The sequence below is a fragment of the Vibrio vulnificus NBRC 15645 = ATCC 27562 genome, assembly GCF_002224265.1.
Lineage (GTDB): Bacteria > Pseudomonadota > Gammaproteobacteria > Enterobacterales > Vibrionaceae > Vibrio > Vibrio vulnificus.
The window spans coordinates 513,504-535,218 of record NZ_CP012882.1; the positions used below are offsets into that span (position 1 = coordinate 513,504).

18 protein-coding genes and 1 pseudogene are annotated in these 21,715 nt (G+C 48.8%); 8 read left to right on the forward strand and 11 right to left on the reverse strand.

Annotation, left to right across the window (positions count from 1 at the left end):
• The 4 genes from AOT11_RS17935 to AOT11_RS17950 all read right to left on the reverse strand — a co-directional run bounded on the left by AOT11_RS17935 (position 1) and on the right by AOT11_RS17950 (position 5,253).
• Positions 1-714: a transglutaminase-like cysteine peptidase gene (locus tag AOT11_RS17935; RefSeq protein ID WP_399462311.1), complete on the reverse strand. Its 714-nt coding sequence runs from the start codon at positions 712-714 to the stop codon at positions 1-3.
• A gap of 7 nt (positions 715-721) precedes the next feature.
• On the reverse strand, positions 722-2,113 hold the full coding sequence (locus AOT11_RS17940) for an HlyD family type I secretion periplasmic adaptor subunit (protein ID WP_017421350.1): 1,392 nt from the start codon (positions 2,111-2,113) through the stop codon (positions 722-724).
• Between the two features lie 102 nt (positions 2,114-2,215).
• Positions 2,216-3,445: a sigma-54-dependent transcriptional regulator gene (locus AOT11_RS17945; RefSeq protein ID WP_017421351.1), complete on the reverse strand. Its 1,230-nt coding sequence runs from the start codon at positions 3,443-3,445 to the stop codon at positions 2,216-2,218.
• Positions 3,442-5,253, reverse strand: coding sequence for a sensor histidine kinase (locus AOT11_RS17950; RefSeq protein WP_017421352.1), 1,812 nt, complete (start codon positions 5,251-5,253; stop codon positions 3,442-3,444). The genes AOT11_RS17945 and AOT11_RS17950 overlap by 4 nt, the downstream gene beginning before the upstream one ends.
• Positions 5,254-5,465: 212 nt before the next feature.
• Here AOT11_RS17950 and pdxH point away from each other — a divergent pair, with 212 nt between their 5' ends.
• On the forward strand, positions 5,466-6,101 hold the full coding sequence (gene pdxH, locus AOT11_RS17955; RefSeq protein WP_017421353.1) for a pyridoxamine 5'-phosphate oxidase: 636 nt from the start codon (positions 5,466-5,468) through the stop codon (positions 6,099-6,101).
• 49 nt (positions 6,102-6,150) lie between these two features.
• Here pdxH and AOT11_RS17960 read toward each other — a convergent pair whose 3' ends face one another.
• Entirely contained in the window at positions 6,151-6,879 is a 729-nt protein-coding gene (locus AOT11_RS17960; RefSeq protein ID WP_371286977.1) for a helix-turn-helix transcriptional regulator, read from the reverse strand.
• Positions 6,880-7,434: 555 nt separating this feature from the next.
• On the opposite strand from AOT11_RS17960, the gene AOT11_RS17970 reads away from it, so the two are divergent.
• The 5 genes and pseudogenes from AOT11_RS17970 (at position 7,435) to AOT11_RS17990 (ending at position 14,258) form a co-directional block, all read left to right on the forward strand.
• On the forward strand, positions 7,435-8,253 hold the full coding sequence (locus AOT11_RS17970) for an AraC family transcriptional regulator (protein WP_026050497.1): 819 nt from the start codon (positions 7,435-7,437) through the stop codon (positions 8,251-8,253).
• 183 nt (positions 8,254-8,436) lie between these two features.
• Positions 8,437-11,568 carry a bifunctional proline dehydrogenase/L-glutamate gamma-semialdehyde dehydrogenase PutA gene (gene putA / locus AOT11_RS17975; RefSeq protein WP_017421356.1) on the forward strand — a complete coding sequence of 1,044 codons (3,132 nt, stop codon included), beginning with the start codon at positions 8,437-8,439 and terminating at the stop codon, positions 11,566-11,568.
• Between the two features lie 11 nt (positions 11,569-11,579).
• Positions 11,580-12,287, forward strand: coding sequence for a 1-pyrroline-5-carboxylate dehydrogenase (locus AOT11_RS17980; RefSeq protein WP_011082014.1), 708 nt, complete (start codon positions 11,580-11,582; stop codon positions 12,285-12,287).
• A gap of 69 nt (positions 12,288-12,356) precedes the next feature.
• Positions 12,357-13,678: pseudogene (putP, locus tag AOT11_RS17985) on the forward strand (sodium/proline symporter PutP).
• A 328-nt stretch (positions 13,679-14,006) separates the two neighbouring features.
• Positions 14,007-14,258: a hypothetical protein gene (locus AOT11_RS17990; protein WP_072599289.1), complete on the forward strand. Its 252-nt coding sequence runs from the start codon at positions 14,007-14,009 to the stop codon at positions 14,256-14,258.
• A 10-nt stretch (positions 14,259-14,268) separates the two neighbouring features.
• On the opposite strand, the gene AOT11_RS23635 is transcribed toward AOT11_RS17990, so the two are convergent.
• Entirely contained in the window at positions 14,269-14,433 is a 165-nt protein-coding gene (locus AOT11_RS23635; RefSeq protein ID WP_017421358.1) for a hypothetical protein, read from the reverse strand.
• A 365-nt stretch (positions 14,434-14,798) separates the two neighbouring features.
• On the opposite strand from AOT11_RS23635, the gene AOT11_RS18000 reads away from it, so the two are divergent.
• A complete protein-coding gene (locus tag AOT11_RS18000; RefSeq protein WP_011082011.1) occupies positions 14,799-15,293 on the forward strand; it encodes an Lrp/AsnC family transcriptional regulator in 495 nt (164 codons plus the stop codon).
• A 109-nt stretch (positions 15,294-15,402) separates the two neighbouring features.
• Here AOT11_RS18000 and AOT11_RS18005 read toward each other — a convergent pair whose 3' ends face one another.
• Together AOT11_RS18005 and AOT11_RS18010 are read right to left on the reverse strand one after the other, a co-directional pair.
• Positions 15,403-16,107: a DUF445 domain-containing protein gene (locus AOT11_RS18005; protein ID WP_011082010.1), complete on the reverse strand. Its 705-nt coding sequence runs from the start codon at positions 16,105-16,107 to the stop codon at positions 15,403-15,405.
• A 152-nt stretch (positions 16,108-16,259) separates the two neighbouring features.
• A complete protein-coding gene (locus AOT11_RS18010; protein ID WP_026050498.1) occupies positions 16,260-18,119 on the reverse strand; it encodes an ABC transporter ATP-binding protein in 1,860 nt (619 codons plus the stop codon).
• Between the two features lie 333 nt (positions 18,120-18,452).
• On the opposite strand from AOT11_RS18010, the gene AOT11_RS18015 reads away from it, so the two are divergent.
• A complete protein-coding gene (locus tag AOT11_RS18015; RefSeq protein ID WP_049797993.1) occupies positions 18,453-19,430 on the forward strand; it encodes an arginine deiminase-related protein in 978 nt (325 codons plus the stop codon).
• Between the two features lie 91 nt (positions 19,431-19,521).
• Here the strand turns inward: AOT11_RS18015 and AOT11_RS18020 are convergent, their stop codons facing one another.
• The 3 genes from AOT11_RS18020 to AOT11_RS18030 all read right to left on the reverse strand — a co-directional run bounded on the left by AOT11_RS18020 (position 19,522) and on the right by AOT11_RS18030 (position 21,710).
• Positions 19,522-19,950: a hypothetical protein gene (locus AOT11_RS18020; protein WP_026050500.1), complete on the reverse strand. Its 429-nt coding sequence runs from the start codon at positions 19,948-19,950 to the stop codon at positions 19,522-19,524.
• 222 nt (positions 19,951-20,172) lie between these two features.
• A complete protein-coding gene (locus AOT11_RS18025; RefSeq protein ID WP_017421362.1) occupies positions 20,173-21,054 on the reverse strand; it encodes an L-ribulose-5-phosphate 3-epimerase in 882 nt (293 codons plus the stop codon).
• A gap of 8 nt (positions 21,055-21,062) precedes the next feature.
• Positions 21,063-21,710 (reverse strand): 3-keto-L-gulonate-6-phosphate decarboxylase UlaD, encoded by a 648-nt coding sequence (locus AOT11_RS18030; protein WP_017421363.1) that lies wholly within the window; start codon positions 21,708-21,710, stop codon positions 21,063-21,065.
• Positions 21,711-21,715 lie beyond the last annotated feature (5 nt).

A 21,715-nucleotide genomic window follows, 5' to 3' on the forward strand; every position in this document is an offset into this window, starting at 1 on the left:
TTACTCGTCATAATTGATAATAGGTTTATTCAATTTGAGTGTTTTTTCTCTGGAACGGAGATCGTTCCATAGGCTTAGTCGTGATGAATCACCCGCCAATTGACCATTGGCGTTGGCAGATTTCATCAACCAAAGATTTTTACCGTTAAAGCTGTAAATCGGCAGTAAGTCTGGGCGCTTTGACGCTTTCATGATTTTGGGATTAATGTTGTCCAAGATCAGCGGCTCTGAGCTGGGCGTTTTATAGTATGCCAAAACCATATGGAACTGATTGAGTTCTATTGCTTTAACGTATACCAAACGGAGTTTACTATCTGAGACTCCCAGTTCGATCAAAGAAAAATACTTAGCAATTGTGAAATCTTCGCAATCGCCCGCATTACTGCCCAAAAATTCTAGAGGGGTCGCCCAATAGTCTTTTTGTCCCCATAGGTCGATGTCGTCGACAAAATAGAGTTGGTTAAAAAAGTCGTTAATGCCTTCTAGCTTTTCGTTTTCTTCTAATAACTTAAAGAAATCAATATTTTCGCGCCAAGTGTTGACGCGTTGTCCCGCGCGCTCGCCATAGGTCGCAGTGACCGCAGCAATCCATTTTTGCTCTGTGGTATTGAGCGCTTGAGAGTAAAAACCAGCCATACTGAGCCCCGCCAGTAAAACCCAGCGTCCGGTATGGAAGGTGGCACGCGTGAATCGAGTCCAATGTTCGCGCGCCATGTGTGGCTTACTCTTTAAGGGCATTATTTTGTGCGCTTAGTATCGGCTTAAGCAGGTACTCCAGTACCGTTCGCTTGCCAGTAATAATATCCACAGAAGCGGTCATGCCCGGAATGATGGGCAGCTCAGCATCTTGGCCAAAGTTGGTTTTTTCGGTTCGAACTCTCACGATATAAAAACTGTTGCCTTCTTCATCTTGGGTGGTGTCGGCGCTGATGTGCTCCAGTTCACCATCCAAACCACCGTATTTGGTAAAATCGTACGCACTGAATTTGACCACGGCAGGAAGATTTGGACGAAGAAATGCGATGTCTTGCGGTGCGATTTTCGCCTCCACCAACAAGGAATCTTCTGTGGGTACGATCTCGACGATGTCCATACCCGGCTGGATAACCCCACCGACGGTGTTAATGTTAAGAGTTTTGATCTTGCCGGTAACAGGCGAAATAACGACGGTGCGTTTGACTCGGTCACGCAGACCCACGGCGGATTCCACTAAGGCCGACAACTGATCTTGGGTTTTGTTGAGTTTCTCTTGCTGTTCTGAGCGGAATTTCAGTGCGGCATCAATGCGGCTAAGCATGGCTTCACGAATGGTGGATTGAAGCACAGGAATTTTCAGCTCAGTCGAGGTGAGCTCACGGCGCGTGTCATTCACTTGGCGCTGCAATTTGAGCAGTTCAATTTTCGGTACAACGCCTTCGTCTGCCAACGGTTGGGTGATCTCCAACTCTTTCTTGGCAAACACGTGCCCTTGACGCAGGTTTTTCACTCGCGCTTGAATCTCAACCAGATCTTGCTGCTTCTGTTTGACTTGCTGAGTCAGTACCGAGATTTGGTTACGTAGGTTGTTGAGATCTTGGCGGTATTCCGCACGTTGACGGGCGATCAGTTCTGGCTGCTGTTGTTCCAGCTCGGCAGGAAAGGCCAACTGACCGTATTTGATCACCACGCTCTTTTCCCATTCTGCGTTGGTAAATTCTTCATCAATTTCCACGCTGTCGATTGAGCTGGTCAGTTGCAAAACCGCGGCGGTTAAGTTGGCAACTTGCTGCTCGCGTTCACGGTAGTCGGAGCGAAAACGGGTATCGTCAATCAAAAGTAACTGCTGGCCTTTTTGAACCAACTGCCCCTCTTTGACCAAAATTTCTTTCACCAATCCGCCTTCGAGGTTTTGCACGATTTGGATTTGAGAAGAGGGAATCACTTTTCCTTGGCCGACGGTGACTTTATCGATTTCGGCCCAAGCAGCCCAACCGATGGCGACTGCGAAAAATAGGACAATCACCCACAACATCAGGCGGGCATTGGTCGGTGTGTTTAGAAGCAAAGCGGCGGTTTTGTCATCTACAAAATCGAGCTCTTCACGACTGAGCTTATTGTAGTTTTCACTGCTCATGCACTGTCCTTGTTTGATGATGAATAGAATTTATCTTTATGATTTTAAACTCAGTCTATTCAATTGTTAAATCGATGTAACCTTTCATTGCGATGGAAGATGTTACTGATCTTTAAACTGAGATTTATCTAACTGATGCTTTTTGAGTTTATCATACAGGGTTTTACGTGAGACCTGTAATTCTTGTTGCACCTCTTTTAAGCGTCCGCCATGTCGTTTTAGCGCGTCAAACAGTAAGGTGTATTCAAAGTAATCCAAACGTTGTGCCATGGTTTGCGCTTGGGCTTGTTGCAGCTCATCAACATCTGCTGAGAGAAATTGTGGTGATTTGAGTGCGCGTAACTCGGCGAACTGACGTAACTGACGAATGTTTTCCGGCCACGTTTGTTGCTGTACGGTCTCCAGCTCTTCGGCGGTGATGCGCGGTGGCTGAACTTGGTAGCGGCTACACGCGTTACGCACAAAGTGTTTATACAGGGCGGGAATGTCGTTTTTACGCTGGTCGAGCGTGGGCAGGGCAATGCTCTGTATTTTACCGGTGATAGTGCTGGGTAGAGAGAGCGCGGCACAGACGAGCTTGGTGGTGCCAAGCGGGGTTTCCGTGAGTATTTGCCACTGTTTGGCTTTCAGTACTTCAGCATCGTGAATGAATAGCGTGTCATTGGGGTGCTGAGCGAGCAGTTGTCTCAGTTTCTGCGGCATCTCCTCACTGCTGAGGTCACTAAAATAGAAGCCAGAAATTGGCACCAACTCGCCTTCATTACGGTTGTGAATATCATAAAAGAACTGCGCGCACAGCCGTTTACCGGTTCCTTTGTCGCCATAGAGAATCAGTGGTAGGTCGGTTTGCGCACTGATGAGCGCACGCCGTATCTGCACCATGGCTTGCGAATGACCAATCAGTTTTGAGCCCGCGTGCGTTTGCATGTCGAGCTCTTTTTTCAGCCAAATGTTTTCTTGTAATAACGCCAGCTTGTCTTCGGCGTTACGAATCGCTTTGAGTAGGCTGTCGGTGGAAAATGGCTTCTCAAGAAAATCGTACGCCCCGCCTTTCATCGCTTCTACCGCGGTTTTCACATCACCATAGCCGGTGAGCACGATCACTTGAAAGTGAGGGTTGCGACTGCGCAGCTCTTTCAACAACGCTAAGCCGTTCATGACGGGCATATGGATATCGGTGACCACCACGCCCGCTTGCTGGGTATCAATGTGCTTAAGTGCTTCGACGGCATTGGGAAAACTAGTGACCTCAACACCCTCAATCATCAGCGCTTGGCTAACGGAATCGCGGATATGGGGTTCGTCATCGATAAAGTAAATTTGGCTGTTCATACGAATTCTTGTGTTGACGCATCACTGGACAAAAGGCGTGGCAGTGAAAGGGTAAAACGCATCCCGTGAGGGGAGTGAAGCTCGGCCTCCAAGCTGCCTTGATAGCTTTCAATAATGCGTTTGGAAATGGTTAAACCAAGCCCAAGACCTTCTGGCTTGGTGGTAAAAAATGGGTCGAAAAGGTGTGCCAGCTTGGTTGCCTCAATCCCTGGACCGTTGTCGCTGACAATCAACTGGCAAGCGTCTTGCTCAATGGCGCATTCAATCATGATTTGACCATCGGCTTGCCCTTCCAAGGCTTGTATCGCGTTGTGGATGAGGTTGATCAGCACTTGCTCAAGCTCGATATGGTGAATATTGGCGGCGAGCGAAGCTGGAATGGTCGCGACTTTTAACGTTACGCCCGATTTGATCAGTTTATTGCTCAGGATGCGCGTTGCGTTGTGCACGGAGTCGTGCAAATTCGCGTAATAGTGACGCTCATCCGGGGTCGATTTACGGGTGAATATTTTCAGGCGCGCAATCACTTCGCTGATGGTTTCGTTGAGTTGCAGCATTTGTTGCAAGTTGTGTTCAACCAACTGATGTTTCTCCATCGACATCAGTTTCAAGCTGTTTTCGGTGTAGGTGCGCAGCGCCGCCAGCGGTTGATTGATTTCATGATTAATACTGGCAGAAAGTTCGCCAAGCAGTGCCAACTTCGCCGCTTGAGTCAGTTCTTGCTGGGTTTGTTTGAGCTCTTGCTGCGTCTTTTCATATTGAATAATGGTTTGTTGCAGACGTTGGTTGCTCTCGCTGAGAACCTCGGTGCGCTGTTTGACTTTGGATTCTAACTGTTTGTTAAGCAGTGCCAATTGGCGTTTGTTGTTGAGTGTTTGCTGCCAAGCAAAGGCGATCAAACTGAGTAAACTAAATATCAGCACAAAAATCACATCGGCTTGCAGCACGGTTATCAAACGTTGTTGATGTGCCGCGAGGGTGACAACGCGAAAACCATTGTCGTTGGTGGCCGATAGATACAGTTGATGCTGTGGCATCATGCGCTGTTGTGCTTGAGGATTGGCGGGATCGCCCAACTGAACGCTTGGATGCGCCTTAGGCGCTTGACTGCCATATTGCTGGTTTTGCACCATTGCCTCTATGCGTTCGGGGGCGATCGGTGCCAAGGCGGTGTATCGCCAAGTGGCTTGGTTGCTGAGAAACACCACGTTGTTTTGATCGAGGACCATAATGTCTGCTCGTTCTGGCGCAAGGCTGTTTTCCAGCTCTTCCAGGCTCACTTTCACCGTGATGACGCCGGCAATCCTGTTCTCCAGCCAAATCGGCGCGGAGTAAAAATAGCCGCGCTTGTTGGAGCGGATACCTAACGCGACGTAGCGAGCGATGTGACCTTGCATCGCTTCAATGAAGTAGGGGCGGAAGGAAAAATCTTCCCCGACAAAGGTATCGTCTTGTTGATAGTTACTTGAACCGATGACCACACCTTGTTGATTATGCAGATAGATGGTATCGGCCAATGTTTGCTTCGACCATTCTGCCAGCAGTTGATTTAACCCGTTTGACTCAGGTTGGGTGAGGTAGGTGAGTAAACGAGGATCGTGACTGAGCAGGTTGGGAATTTGCTCAAACTTTGCCAGCTCAGAGCTGAGTTGTTGATTGGCGCGATCGGCATAGTTTTTCAGAATCGACGCCCATTTGTTCTGCTGATAATGCGAAGCGGCAAAATGCGTCACGGTTAAACCGATGCCACCGAGCAGCAACATAAAGAGGAAAAAGCGATAACCAGACCAACGAGAAACCAGCGACACACAATGCCTTATCAATAAAATAGAGGGATTGGATTACTTTACCAGTGCAACAAAAAAGATAAACCGAGTGACCACCACAACGCGAATTTGATCTGAGTTTTCTGGTGCTGAGCATTGGAGCGAATCGCGCTTGTAACAACAGGCGGGCTTCAAGGCTTGAGTTTGAACACATTCGGGCGCACAATCGGCAAAAAATATGTGAAGGAGTGAAGATGGAACTTGCCGATATTCGCCGTGAATACACCAAAGGCGGCTTGCGTCGTAAAGATTTAAAAAACGACCCAATTGATCAGTTTAACTTTTGGCTAGAGCAAGCGATCAAGGCGAACTTGAGTGATCCGACGGCCATGACGGTCGCGACCGTGGACAAAGATGGCATGCCTTTTCAACGTATCGTTTTGCTGAAAAACGTCGATAAAGACGGCTTTGTGTTTTATACCAATTTGGGCAGCCGCAAGGCGCAGCACTTAGAGCACAACAGCAAGATCAGCCTTCACTTTCCTTGGCACCCGCTTGAGCGTCAAGTGCACATCACGGGTGTGGCAGAAAAACTGACCGCAATGGAAAACATGAAGTACTTCACTTCTCGCCCGAAAGAGAGCCAATTAGCGGCGATGGCCAGCCGTCAGAGCAGCCGAATTTCCGCTCGTGGCGTTCTCGAAGGTAAGTTTCTTGAGCTAAAACAAAAGTTTGCCAACGGTGAAATTCCGGTGCCGAGTTTCTGGGGCGGATTCCGCGTGAGGCCACAAAGCATTGAGTTTTGGCAAGGGGGCGAGCATCGCCTGCACGACCGTTTCCTTTACAGCCAAGAACAAGGCGAGTGGCATATCGATCGTCTCGCGCCTTAAGCGCTATTTGCACGTTAAGCTTGCACGGTTAGCGCCATTATCATGGCGATCATTGGCTTAAATGATCGCCATTAAGTACCACAGAGAGCTGGGTGTTGAGTAAGCTTTCTGGGATCAAAGATCCAAAGCCTGCTTCTAATGCCTTATCAATCAATTCGTTTTTGCTGTTTGCCGCGAACTTGGTGCGCAGCCTCGCCACGTGACCTTCAACGGTTTTAATTGAAATCCCCATAATGTTGGCGATGTACTGCGGCTTGCGTCCGTACAGTAGCAAAAACAGCGTTTCTTGTTCCCGAGCGGTCAAATCACTGATCGACAAGCTGGCATCATTAAAGCGAAAACGAGGCAGGTTGCCATCGGTAATCCCGGTTGCGCGACAGATCCAATACCCCACTTCTAACACTGCGGTGTCGGTGAGCTCTTGACCATAAAAAATCGTCCCTTGCACTTCGCCGCTGTCGTTGTACCAAGGGGATTTGGTAAAAATATGCGCGTGCCAGCGGCCATCTGGGTAGGGGTGAATATCGAGAATTTTCAGTGTTCGTTCGCTTTCCATCACATATTGATCTTGGCGCTGGAACTCAGCTGCGCATTCTACCGTCGGGCTCGGCATATCGAAGTCGGTGAGGCCAATACAATCTTCAGGGCGACGATGGCCAACCAGCCAAGCGTAATCTTGGTTAGCGTAACGAAAAACCGAGTGGCGATCTTTACAGCCCCAACAGCCGGGAAGTTGGTTAAAAAGGGAAAATTCGATATTGCTCAGACAATTAGACACAGTACAACTCACCTATACAGCACAGTGGTAACGTGTAAATATGCATTTAATTGGTGTGCAATTCTTTGTTTTTAGCCAAGTTATCCCTCGAAAAGCGTCGTTTTTTGTGGAATTTATCAATATTGGTGAAAAAAAATGGAATCGCAGACAAAAAAAGGCCAGCCTGAAGAGGGGCTGGCAACACAAGATATCAATCTTGTCGACGTGTAGAAGAGGTTCTAAATCACATAGCGAGGGTCTTGCTACGCCAATTTAGAGGTATCACAAGATACCAAGAGACAGCGACGTATGCTTGTCACGATCTCTCGCAAACACTGTATGCAAAATTGTTATGTAGCAAAAGGAGGGAAAACCCTCTATTCATCAATGAGATGGATTGCCTCTGTATGATTTGGTCCGTGGAACGATGACCGTAGAACGTCACTACATGATCATCGTTCCGGAACAATGATCAAAGGGAGCGCCATAAAGATCTTTGCACCTCTTCTCGGTTTGACTTGCATGCGGGTTGAGGTGAGGTATCATTCTTCTGTCCTTGTTCTACTCTGCATCCCTATGAACGAAAGCACTAAGCCTCAACCTGAGATCATCGCCAATATCAAGCTGCCCAAGCCGGCAGAGCTGGTGACGTTACCTTCTTACATGGATTGCCATGATCATCTTTACACGCAAATTGTGATTGGTTTGAAGGGGCAGGCGGAGTTTGAAGTGCGAGGGCAGGGTAATCTTGTTGGACCGGGTCAAGGCTGCATTGTCACGGCTTGCTCTGATCACGCGTTTGGTGGCGTGATTGGCCAGTCGGATATCTTAGTGCTAAATATGCCTGTACCCAATGATGATGATCCGCTGCTGCTGCAAAAAATCAATCAAATTGAAAAATCTCACCTTTATTTTCAATTGGATGCGCAAATTCAGAAGTTGATCCAGATGTTGGTGCATGAAATGCAGTCCAACCCCGAGGATCTTTTATTGAGCCGGGCTTGCAACGATACCGTGATGGCGTTGATGCAACGTCATATGTCGGCGTTTGAGACGCCAAGAAAAGAGTCGCGTTTTGATCTCGATGCGATTGATCGCTATATCGAAACCCATCTGAGCCACAAGATCAGCGTGGCGCAGCTTGCTGGCAGTGTTTTCCTTGGGGAAAGCCAGTTCCACAGCCTCTTCAAAGAGCAAATGGGCATTACGCCGCATCAATACCTGCTCGGTAAGCGCATCGATATGGCCAAAGATCTGATTGAAAAAGGCACATTAAGCTTGGGGCAAATTGCCGAGCTGACCGGTTTTTCCGGCCAAAGTACCTTTACCCACTCCTTTACTCGCTTACAGGGCGTTTCACCTTCTCAATACAAAAAGCAATTTGGCGTTAAATAAGTTGCTTTTTACGACACAATATTTTGCTTAAATTCGTGTGATCATGTAGTTGTTTTGTTAAAAAAGCGAGTTTTTAGCAAAAAGCTCGGAGTTTTTGACAAGTAATCCTCTCAGGCTCAAAATACACTGCCAGCCATTGTGTAGCCCCGAAGCGGTTTTCGGGGATGAGATTGAGGAAAACGCATGTTTACAGCAACAGATGTGTTAAAGCCGGAGTTTGTCGCGCAGCCGCTCGATAAGCTATGGGCATTGATCTCCCCATTGTATATGGTGGACGAATCTCAATGGCTGGAGCAGCTCCTGCCACTGGCAACCCCTTCAGCGGAAGAAAAGCAAGCGATCGCCAGCCGAACGACTCAGCTAATTGAAGCGATTCGCGCCGACAAGAAGTCGATTCAACTGATCGATGCACTGTTGTTGGAATACAGCCTAGACACGCACGAAGGCATTTTGCTGATGTGTTTGGCAGAAGCACTGATGCGTATTCCGGATGCGGCCACGGCAGACGCTCTGATCAAAGATAAAATGAGCGTGGCAGATTGGAAATCGCATCTTAAGAACTCAGAATCTGTGTTTGTTAACGCCTCGACTTGGGGCTTGATGTTAACAGGCAAAGTGATTGGGTTAGCAGACGAAGAGACACAAAGCGCAAACCAAGCGCTTAATCGCTTAGTGAACAAGCTTTCTGAGCCAGTGATCCGCAAAGCCATGTATCAGGCAATGAAGATCATGGGTCATCAGTTCGTTCGTGGTCGCACCATCGAAGAGGCGCAGAAAAATGGCCGCCCGATGCGCGATAAAGGTTTCACTTACTCTTTTGACATGCTGGGTGAAGCGGCGCTGACCACAGCGGACGCCAATAAATACTTCAAAGATTATTTGATGGCGATTGAAGCGGTGGGTCGTGAAACTTATGGTAACGACACCAGCCCCGCGCCGTCGGTATCGATCAAGCTCTCTGCCTTGCATCCTCGCTATGAAGTGGCCAATGAGCACCGAGTGATGAGCGAGCTGTTTGACACCTTAGCACAACTGCTTAAACGCGCCGTCGAGCTAGACGTTGCGATCACCATCGATGCGGAAGAAGCCGACCGTCTAGAGCTCTCTCTCAAACTGTTTGAAAAACTCTACCGCAGTGAAACGGTAAAAGGTTGGGGTAAGTTTGGTCTGGTGGTGCAAGCGTATTCCAAACGTGCTCTGCCGGTGTTGGTGTGGCTCAACGCTCTTGCTAAAGAGCAAGGGGATTTGATCCCACTGCGTTTGGTGAAAGGCGCGTATTGGGACAGCGAAGTGAAGTGGTCTCAGCAGCGCGGTTACGATAACTACCCTGTTTACACTCGCAAAGAAGCCACTGATGTGGCGTACTTAGCGTGTGCTCGATTCCTGTTAAGCGATGAAGTGCGCGGCAACATCTTCCCGCAATTTGCTAGCCATAACGCGCAAACCGTTTCCTCGATTGCCACCATGGCGACTCACAGTGACTACGAATTCCAACGTCTTCATGGCATGGGTGATTCACTTTATAACCATGTGATGGAGCAGTATCGTCAGCCAGTGCGCATTTACGCGCCTGTGGGCAGCCACAAAGATTTGCTGCCATACCTTGTACGTCGTCTGCTGGAAAACGGTGCCAACAGCTCGTTTGTCCACCGTTTGGTCGATGCGCGCTGCCCAGTGGCAGAGCTCACCAAACACCCAGTAGAAGCGCTGACCTCATTTGAAACCCTGAACAATACCAAGATCCCATTGCCAGCGGCGATTTTCCCTGAGCGTAAAAACTCCTATGGCGTTAACGTGGATATCGAAAGCGAAGCTAAGCCGTTTGAAGCTCAGGTCGAGTCCTTCTTGGGCAAACAGTGGTTAGCAGGCCCAATCATCAACGGCGCATCACTGGCCGAAAGCATGATCAAGGACGATCAAGCGGAAAGTGTCACAGCGCCGTATGATCGTCGTATCCAAGTGGGGCAAATTGCGTTTTCCAACCTTGATCATGTTTCCCAAGCGATCGACATCGCACAAGCGGCTTTTGCCGATTGGAATCGCACACCGTTGGTGGAGAAAGCGCGTTGCCTAGACAACCTCGCTGACTTGATGGAAGCCAACTTGGCTGAGTTGGTGGCGCTTTGTCACCAAGAAGCGGGCAAGACACTGCATGACAGTATTGATGAAGTGCGTGAAGCGGTCGATTTCTGTCGTTACTACGCTAAACAAGCGCAAAATCTGCAACCTTTTGAACTAGAAGGTTTTGATGGCGTGAAACGCATTGCTAGCCGTGAAGGTTTGGGGGTATTCGTCTGCATTAGCCCGTGGAACTTCCCACTGGCGATTTTCCTTGGTCAAGTGACCGCAGCGCTCGTGGCGGGCAACACTGTCGTAGCGAAACCGGCAGAACAAACCAGTTTGATCGCGGTGCGTGCGGTAGAGCTCATGCTACAAGCAGGTTTCCCAGCAGGCGTTGTTCAACTGATTCCTGGTCGTGGTGCGGATATTGGCTCGGCGCTCACCTCTCACCCTGCAATTGCGGGTGTGGCGTTTACGGGCTCCACCGCCACGGCGCAACGCATCAACGTGACCTTGGCACAACGTGAAGCCAAACCGGTGCCGTTTATCGCCGAAACCGGTGGTCAAAATGCGATGATCGTTGATAGTACTGCGCTGCCAGAGCAGGTGGTGCGTGATGTGATTCGCTCTGCCTTTGCTTCTGCAGGTCAACGCTGTTCGGCATTGCGCGTGCTGTTCGTTCAGCAAGACATTGCCGACCGAGTGATTGGCTTGATCCAAGGGGCGATGAATGAACTGAGTGTGGGCGTGCCGCATCTACACAAAACCGATGTGGGGCCAGTGATTGACGCACGCGCGAAAGAAAAGCTGCTGCAGCATATCGAGCAGATGAACCAAACTCAGAAGCCGATTGCGCAACTGACACTGGCGGACGATTGTCAGCATGGTGATTTTGTCGCACCAACGGCGTTTGAAATCTCAGGCATCGACGTACTTAAAGAAGAGCAGTTTGGCCCGATCCTGCACATTGTGCGTTTCAAAGCGTCTGAACTGACTCGCGTAGTGGAACAAATCAACCGCACAGGCTTTGGTTTGACCATGGGCATTCACAGCCGTAACGAAACTACCTATCGCTGGATCGAAAAACACGCGCGAGTGGGTAACTGCTACATCAACCGTGACCAAGTGGGTGCAGTGGTTGGCGTGCAGCCATTCGGTGGTCAGGGCTTATCGGGGACTGGGCCAAAAGCAGGTGGTCCACACTACTTGTACCGCTTTACCCAAGTGCAATTTAACCAGACTGAGAACGCATAAGGAGCAACATCATGGTTCATCAAGTGACGAGTTTTTCGGATGCTTTCTCAGCATGGGAACAGTGGAATCTGACCAATTTTGATTACAAATGTGAGCACTTGCTTGCATTTAAAGCCGCTCTGGATGGGAAGCATGCGCTGGTTGCCAAGGTGGTTTCTTACCACTTGCAACAAGCCTCTTCGCTATTGGCTGACGCTCACCTTTTGGTTGGGCCTACCGGAGAAACCAACGAGTTGTACACCGCGGGCCGTGGGGTGGCGCTGGTGATCGTTGAAAACGAGCAAAGCGATTCAGAGCAAGCTCTGTACAACGCTTTTGCTTTAGTGACCTGCGCGCTGATTGCTGGTAACAGCGTCATCGTTTGCAGTGATAACTCAGAGTTCAACGGCTTGCTCAGCAGCGCCCTTGAACAGACGCATTTCCCTTCCAACCTAGTACAAATGGTCGCCTACGATGCGCTTTTACAGCTCATCGACCGTGATGTACGCAGTGTCGGTTACGTGGGTAATGCGCAGGTTGAGCATGAGCTCAATCTACAATTGGCCAAACGTGACGGTGCTATCGTCGGTTTGGTTTCTGCAACGGATCAAGCAGGTGCTCTGCTTGCTCATGATCCGCATCTTTCGCTGCGTTTCATTACAGAACGTACGCGTACCATAAATATTACCGCAGTGGGTGGTAACGCAACTCTACTCGAGTTGGGGAACGATACTCACTAACCTTTCCATGCTCCCCCACGCCGTTTGGGGGAGCCAAGGAAGGATTATTATTCTAATGAGGACTATCTAATGATAGAGAGTAGCTTCGCTATTACGGGCACTTTTATTGCCTATTTACTTCTTATGGTGGCAATCGGGGTTTACGCCTATAAGAAAACGTCTAGCTCAAGTGATTATTTCTTGGGTGGCCGTAGCTTAGGTCCATGGCCAGCGGCGCTGTCTGCTGGGGCATCGGACATGAGTGGTTGGTTGTTGTTGGGCCTACCAGGTTACGCGTACGCTGCGGGTATCGAGTCGTTCTGGCTTGCTGGTGGTTTGTTGGTGGGTACTTGGGCAAACTGGTTAGTCAGTGCCAAACGTCTTCGCACCTACAGTATTCAAACGGATGCACTTACATTGCCTGAATTTTTGTCACGTCGCTTCGATGACAAATCAAAACTGATTCAGACAATTTCTGCTTTCTTTATTCTGCTTTTCTTCCTTTTCTATACCAGCTCAGGCTTGGTTGCAGGGGGCAAACTGTTTGAAACTGTGTTTGGTCTAGATTACAGCACCGCAGTGATCATTGGCACCTTGTGTGTGGTTTCGTACACGTTGTTTGGTGGTTTCCTCGCGGTTTCTTGGACGGATTTGGTGCAGGGCCTATTGATGGCGGCAGCATTGATGATTGTTCCTATTGCCGTGATGGAAGGGGGCTTTGGCCAACTGGCAACCGACATGCACAACATTAACCCAGAGCTGCTGACGCTATGGAACGATGCCAAAGGTGAGCCTCTTAGCGCGATTGCGATTATTTCACTGGTCGCTTGGGGTCTAGGTTATTTTGGTCAGCCACATATTTTGGCGCGTTTTAAAGCCTCTCGTACCAACCGTGAATTGGGTACGGCTCGTCGTATTGCGGTGGGTTGGACTGCGCTATCGATGGCGGGGGCAATTCTCGTTGGTTTGGTTGGCCTTGTATGGGTTAACGGCCATCCAGGTACCGAACTGGCCGACGGCGAGAAAATCTTCATGTTGCTGGTGAACACTGTGTTCCACCCAGTGATTGCAGGTATCTTGTTGGCTGCGATTCTAGCAGCGGTCATGAGTACTGCGGACTCTCAACTGTTGGTTTCATCTTCAGCACTGGCGGAAGACTTCTACAAGCAAGTGATCAAGCCAGACGCAAGCTCGCAAGAAATCGTGATGGTGGGTCGTATTGGTGTGGTGGTATCACTATCGTGGTTTGGAAACAATTGACTGGCGGTTGGTTTGACGTGTACGAAATCGTACCGGGAATCATCTTCTCAACCATCGCGATTGTTGGTGTGAGCAAACTAACTGGTGGCGCTGACAACACCGTTCTAGAGCAGCACCGTGAGTTTGAGAAAAAGTTGGTCGAGCTAGAGTAATCTTGATCTCGTGTTCAACAAGAACGAACACGATACTCAATTTACATTGTAAATAATCGAGCCCCTCGTTGGTGATACTGGTGAGGGGTTTGTTTTTTAACGACCGACAGAATCTTTTCTTGCCGCTAACAAATCCGCTAAATGTTTGCTTTATTCTTGCGTTCAATCCGCACGGCATTGGGCGACAAAGATCGCAATTTGTTGAAGTTGCAGAACTATTTTTTGTACCTAGAGCACAAAAATTAAAAAGCGCTTTTTGAGTGTGGAATTAATTTGGTCAAAATGTGTCAATTATCATTAGCAGCATTCGTACATCAGGGGAAGGGTCATGCCACAAATCTATTGCTCAGCGTGTAAAAAAACAACCGCACACAAAGTCGTTATGCGTCGTTGTCAGGTAGAGCAGAGTGATACGTTTTCAAGTCGGCTACACAGTTTTACCCAACTGATGACCAAGTTTGTTTCTGGTGACCACTATTACCACATGGAACCTCAGCATTTCTGCCGTTACTGTAATACGCAGAATACAGCAACGGTGAAATCCCTTTCACCGCAAATGGTTCAACCGACGATCGGCTAGACCTTCTTACTTAAGCGAAATCGCTTTCGAGCTCAGTACACTCTCGGTTGACCTCTACAGGCCAGCCGTAACTCATATACTCTTTCTCTAATGCGTTTGCCAAATCAGTGGAAACGTAAAGAGTCGTCCACTCGCCGATGCCAAAAGGCTGGTATTTAATCATGACGGTTTGCATGCTTTCTCCTGTGTTCAATCGCTTTAAAGTGCCGGTTGAAACTGACGAGTAAAGTAGATTGACAGCAGCTTGAGTTGTTATAAATATCGCTGCGTAAAAACGACATGGGAATATCATTCTGTATGATGCATTATGATTCATATCGTCTGTCTGCATTATCTCTGTTTAGAATAAAGACTCTTTTCTTTCTGGCTCATTAAATTCATCAAGAAGTTCAATAAATAACAGAAAAATAAGAAAAAAATCTTATTAACCATCGAAAAATATCTCTACTGAATAACTCCCTACATTTCATTAAACTCTCAGCTATTGATAGCGAACTGGGTTAGCCAGTAAACTGGCAAAAAAATGATAAGGGACGAAGGATGTCTGGTTACCCGTTGGATCGCATCGATCTGCAAATTTTACGCATCTTGCATTTAAAAGGCCGTTTGCCGGTGGTTGAGCTGGCTAAGCAGGTCAACTTGACCACCTCACCGTGTTCTGAACGCGTCAAACGTTTAGAGAAAGAAGGGTACATCAAGGGGTATCACGCTGAACTCAATGCCGAAAAGTTGGGCTTGGATGTTCAGGTGTTTATTCATATTCGTCTTGATCAAACCAGCTTTTCCATCTTTGAAAAGTTTGCCAAAGCCGTCGCCGATATGCCGGAGATTGAAGAGTGTTACTCATTGTCGGGCGATTTTGACACTATGATCAAAGTGCGTGTCAAAAGCATGAAGGCGTATCAAGAGTTTATGTCGAGCAAGCTCGGTACTCTGCCGGGGGTGATTCAAACGCGTAGCGAAGTGGTGATTGAGGAGCACAAAACGGGCTTTGGTGTGAACCCAGAGCTGTTGTCGACCTTGTACCAAAAGTAACGCGACAGGTCAGCGGTGCGGGATATACCCCAGTGAGGGGGCAAGTCAGCGCCAAAATAGAAGAGGGAAGCACTGGGCTTCCCTCTGTTGTTTCTGCTGCGGTCAGTGGCTAAGCAACGACGGAAGTGATGACACCAATCAGGCCGCCAAACACGCCACCCCAAACCACAAGCCAGCCCAAATGCTGTTTGATCATCTTCTGCACCATCTCTTTCACCAACTTAGGCGTCAACTCGTTAAGACGCTGATCAATGATGTTTTCAATGTTTTGTTGGATCTCTTCCATCATCGCGGGCGCTTCGAGTTCTTCTTTCAATGCCTGCTTGATGGTGTCGCTGTGGCTGAGATCCACCATGGCTTGCTGCATCTTCTCGACAAATGGTTGTTTGAGGGGAATCAAGGCTTCTGTGCCGCCAAACATCGCCAACATGCCCCCAAATTGCGATTGGGCGATAACATCAACCAGCGAGTCGAACGTTGGGTTGAAATCGACTTTGGCAATGATGGGCTCAAGATTGAAGCTCTTGCCACCGGCCATCTCTTTGCTGAGAAACTTATCGATGTTCTCGCTGGTAAAAAACTGTTCCATCATTAGGTTTTTGATCGCCGCTTTAAACTCCTCAAAGCGCGCAGGAATGACGCCTGAGCCGTATAACCCCGGCACTTTTTCAAACAGCATATGAATCGCTAGCCAGTTGGTAATGGCGCCAGAGAAGGCAAACAAGCCAGCATAAAGAAGGTAGTCGTTTTTCAGCGCGAAACCTGCTGCCAAAGCCGCTAAGGCAATCACGTTGGTCAATAAGCTTTTGTTCATTTTATCGTGTTCGTTTTTATCGTTGGTTATTCGGATGGCGGAATTCTAATCCTAATTGGTGCTGGTTGCCACAGGATGGGGGGAAGTGTTGGTATGTAAATGACAACGCCCTGTGGTGAACAGGGCGTTGATTTGATGGTATTTAACGTCGATTAAGCGATTTGGTTCTCTTCCATTTCTGGGCAATCGTCGGCAAGAAAACCGCCGGTTTGGTGCGCCCACAACTGCGCGTAAATACCGTTTTTTTGCAGCAGTTCTTGGTGCGTGCCTTGCTCGACAATATTGCCCTTATCCAGCACGATCAGGCGATCCATCTGTGCGATGGTCGACAAGCGGTGGGCAATGGCAATGACGGTTTTGCCTTGCATCAGCTCGTTCAAGCTCTCTTGAATGGCCGCTTCCACTTCCGAGTCGAGGGCTGAGGTGGCTTCATCCAGCACCAAAAGTGGCGCGTCTTTGAGCAGTACGCGAGAAATCGCGATGCGCTGACGTTGACCACCCGAGAGTTTCACCCCGCGCTCGCCCACTTGCGCATCGTAGCCGACATTGCCAAACGGGTCGGTGAGGGTTTCGATAAACTCATGCGCGTGCGCTTGCTTGGTGGCGCGCAACAGCTCTTCTTCGCTGGCATCGGGATTGCCGTAAAGAATGTTCTCGCGAATCGAGCGGTGCAGCAGTGAGGTGTCTTGCGTCACCATACCAATTTGCGCACGCAGCGAATCTTGCGTTACCTCAGAGATGGTTTGGCCATCGATCTTGATTTTGCCGCTCTCCACATCGTGGAAACGCAGCAGTAGGTTAACCAGCGTTGATTTGCCCGCGCCAGAGCGCCCTACTAGGCCAATTTTCTCACCCGGTTTGATGTGCAAATTGAGATGGTTAATCACGCCTTTGTTTTCGCCGTAGTGGAAACTCACGTCGTCAAACTCAATGCCGCCCTGCTTCACCACGAGTTCAGTGGCCTGTGGTTTGTCTTGAATATCAATCGGTTTGGATAGCGTCTTCATGCCATCGACCACAGTACCCATGTTTTCAAATAGCGAACCGACTTCCCACATGATCCACATCGACATCCCGTTGATACGCAACGCTAAGCTCACCGCAATGGCAATCGCGCCAACGCTGATCGCACCGCCTAACCAAAGGTGGATGGAGAGCGCGCCAATCGAAAACACCAGCACATAGTTGGTCACTTGCACCGCAATATTGAAGCCGGTTACCAAGCGCATTTGACGATGAACCGTGTCTAAGAATTCGCGCATGCCACTCTCGGCATACTCGGTTTCTCGTTTGCTATGAGAAAACAGTTTCACCGTTTGGATATTGGTGTAGCTGTCGACAATGCGACCGGTCATAGTAGAGCGGGCGTCTGCTTGCGCCGAAGCAACATCTTTGAGCTTAGGGACAAAGTAAACTTGAATGCCGATGTAGATCAGCAGCCAAATCACCATTGGCACCATCAAACGCCAGTCGGCCGCCGCGAGCATCACAATGATGCTGGTGAAATAGACGGACACGTAAACAAACACGTCCATGGTTTTCATCACCGATTCACGCACCGCCAATGAAGTTTGCATCACTTTGGTGGCGACACGCCCGGCAAAATCATCTTGATAGAAGTTCAAGCTTTGATTAAGCAAGTAGCGATGCGCCAGCCAGCGGATCGACATTGGGTAGTTGCCCAGCAGACTTTGATGCACCAGCAGTGAGTAACCCACGATCAGGGTTGGCATCACCACTAAAAGTATCACGCCGTAATAAATCAGCTCACTTTGGTTTTGCTCAAGGAAGGTTTGTGGATCGCTGTTGCTCAGCCAGTCCACTAGCTGTCCCATGGCACCAAACAACGACACCTCGACAATCGCGACGATGGTGGACAGCAGTGACATCAAAATCAGCGGTTTTTCAAACCCACGAGTGTAGTGGCGGCAAAAAGCCAGTAACCCTTCAGGTGGTTGTTCCGGCGTTCCGGCCGGAAACGGATTGGTAAAACTTTCAAATCGTTTAAACATAACGCTTCCTAAAAATAACAACGCCCACACTGCCAGAAGGTGCGGTAAAAAAGAAGTGGTGGAAGGGCGAAAAGTAGTCTAACGGATTGACCGGCTAAATGTAACCAGTTGGTTATCACTTTGCGGCATATCCTAAGGGATTTCTCAGCCTTATCGCAGCGAAGTGCGCAGTGAAGTGGCAATATATCGTAAGGGTGGCCATAAAAATTGCTATCAAATGCCTTTTATGCAGCAATTATTACTTTACGTTGTGTTTGGAAAGCTGAAATTCAGCAAAAACAGAGTTAACAATAAATTTACAATCTGCCTTATCTAGTGATAAGGAATGAACAGATGCTGTTACCGAATGAGACAATACGACCTCAGCTTGATGCGACCCAAAATGCAGACTGTGTGGTAATGGTGCCGCCAAAAGAGTTTCGCTTTAATGAAGAAACCGCGCGTGACAACGAATTTCAGAATCAGATCGCCCTCTCTCAGGAAGAGGTAAGAAGCAAAACATTGGCCGAGTTCCGAGCAATGGTGAGCAAACTTCGTCAGGAAGGGGTGCAAGTGGTGGAGTTTGACTACCCTGAATCGGACATTGCGACCCCCGATGCGGTATTCCCCAACAACTGGTTTAGCACCACGGCGGAAGGGGGCTTTTATACCTTCCCGATGGCGTGTGAAAACCGCCGTGAAGAAGTGCGCCCACAAGCCTTGATTGAAGCACTGACGGCCGCTGGCCGCGAAGTGCATCGCCAAGATTCTTTGACCTATTACGTGACGGAAGAGGCGTTTTTAGAAAGCACAGGCGTGATGGTGATTGACCATCTGAATCGCACCATTTATGCCGCATTGTCGCAGCGTTGTGATCGCCTTGTATTAGAAGAGTACGCCAAACGCATTGGTTACGAGCGAGTGATCTCCTTCCAAACCCTGTTGCCATCGGGAAAACCGATTTACCACACCAACGTAATGATGGCGATTGGTGAGCAATTTTGTGTGATTTGCGATGAAGTGATCCCTGAGTTTGAGCGTCGTTTCGTCTTGAAATCACTGGCCAAAGACAAGCAGGTGATCTCCATTTCCATTGAACAGATGAACCGTTTCTGCGGCAACATTTTGCAACTGGAAACGGTCAATGGCAGCAAAGTGATCGCGATGTCGCAATCGGCCTATGATGCGTTTTCAGAAGCGCAGCGTAATCAGTTGGCAACGCACGGTAAGTTGCTGCCATTTGACGTAACGACCATTGAAGATATTGGCGGCGGTTCAGTGCGCTGCATGCTTGGGGAAGTCTTTTTACCCAAACGCAAAGCGGTGTTGTAACGACGCGGTTTCACCCTGAAAGACACCAAATCATGAGCGAACAAGGGAGATGCCACATCTCCCTTTTTTCTTAGGAAGGGATTGGGATTGTTTACGCACTCATGATTTGGGCAAATTTGCTGTATGTGCTGACTTTGCCATTAATGTATTCAATGCCGCAGTGAATGTTCTGCTCTTTGTTTCCTACGATTTGATACTCGACAATAAACTCGCCACTGATCACTTTGATAAACAAAAAACCGTCTATGACTTTCCAAAGCCCCTGAAGGGCTTTTTCGCTGAAGAGATCTTTTTCCACCAACGTACCATTGGGTTTTAGATGCAATGTGGAAGAAAAACCGTCGACATTCACTTTTAACCAAGCGTGCTGATGTACTTCATAGCTCAGAATTTTGCGGCGAGTTTTCGCCCACTCGCGCAGCTCTTTTTCTTGCGCAGGGGTAAGAATGGGTAGGTCTTCCATCTCCAGTAAGGTGTGATGTTTTTCGTACCAGAACAGTTGTAGATGGAGTAATTTCATTAAAATCAACAGAGTTTCATAAGGCAAGATCGCCACTGTGCGCTAAGCAAAATAGTAAGTCAACCAATCAGATGAAAGAGTGCAGTTTTCTACGGGGGGCAAAACTGCACGTTCCCAGTGTGGGAAAATTCGGCGCCCACTCCCTGAACGCCGAAACAGAAAAACGATATTAGGGTCTGTTGGCCTTTTGAGATGATTTTTTCCGCCGTTGGTGGTGTTGCACTAAGCGGCAAACAACCGAGGTAAATCTGCGTGGTCACAAGCTCGGTTTAAGCGTTGCTGCGCAGTATGAATGTGCGCACGCCAATCTTCGTCTTGTGCCCACATTTCTATCACCAATGGCACCACACAGTCGGTCTCTTTTAAGGTTTTAAAAATCGCATCAAAGTTCACTTCGCCATCACCAATCACTAAGTCTCGGAACTGCCCCTGCGAGTCAGGTGTCACGCGGTGTGTATCTTTGAGATGGATTTGCGTAATGTGGGGCTTACTCAGTTTCAGCTCGGTACAGACGTCGTAGTTCCAGCCCGAGATGTTGCCGACATCCGGATAAGCGGTGAAATACGGAGAGTTGACTTCACGATTAAGCACTTCAAATTTGCTGAGTGAATTCAGGTAGTCGGTATCCATGATTTCAACTGCCAGCATCACGCCTGCTCGCTCAGCCAGTTTGGCCGCCAGTTTCATCCCCTCAATAAAGCGCAGATGGGTAGCACGATTCGCCGGTTCGTAGTAAACGTCGTAACCTGCCAACTGAATCGTGCGAACGCCGAGCTTATAAGCCAAGGCAATGGCTTTTTCCATGTGCAGCAACGCTTGCTCACGGATTTTTGCATCGGCCGAGCCAAATGGAAACTTGCGGTGTGCGCTTAAACACATGGAATGCAGCGGCAGTCCGTAGCGCTCGCATTGGTGACGCAGGGCGTAGATCGTCTCGTCGTCCCAATCAAGGCGGCTGCGTCGTTCGTCTGATTCATCCACAGAAATCTCGAGAAAGTCAAAACCAAGCTCTTTGGTGACGCGGAGTTTTTCTTCCCAGCTCAATGAGTTTGGCAGCGCTTTTTCATATAAGCCGACACGATGGCGTTGTAAGTTCTGATACATACCTCCCCCTAATTCCAGTAGCGGTTGATTTGTGCTTTCAGTGCTTCTGCGGTTTGCTGCCCTTGTTCGCCTGCGAGTGCACGCCCGGCAATAAAGGTTTTTGCTTTGATGCCTTCAAACAGATAGATATCTTCAGGCACGATGCCGCCTGTAATCGAAAGCTCAAGGCCCAGTTGAGACAGCTCTCTCATTTTATTGAGGTCGGCCTCTGTCCAGCCCACGCCAGCGAGTTCAGCGTCGCGAGAACGGTGGTAAATCGCTTGAGTGATGCCTAAATCTACCCACGCTTGCGCATCTTGCATGGTCCAGTTGCCATAGATTTCGATTTGGATTTCACCATTGAATTCGTCGGCGACTTTTTTACACGCTTTAATCGTCGCAATGTGCGCCGCGGCTGAAACTGTTATCCAATCGGCGCCGGCTTCAAAGGCCATGCGAGCCAAAATTGCGCCGCCGTCAGTGGTTTTCATATCACACACCAGAATGTGATCCGGGTGGTTCTCACGCAATGTCGATACGGCGTTCATCCCTTCGGCAAACGCTAAAATGGTGCCGACTTCAATCACATCGACATAGCTGTGAACGTTGCTTGCCACGGCAATGGCATCGGTAAGATTGGTTTGATCGAGGGCGATTTGGATCATTGGTTTGGTCATGATGC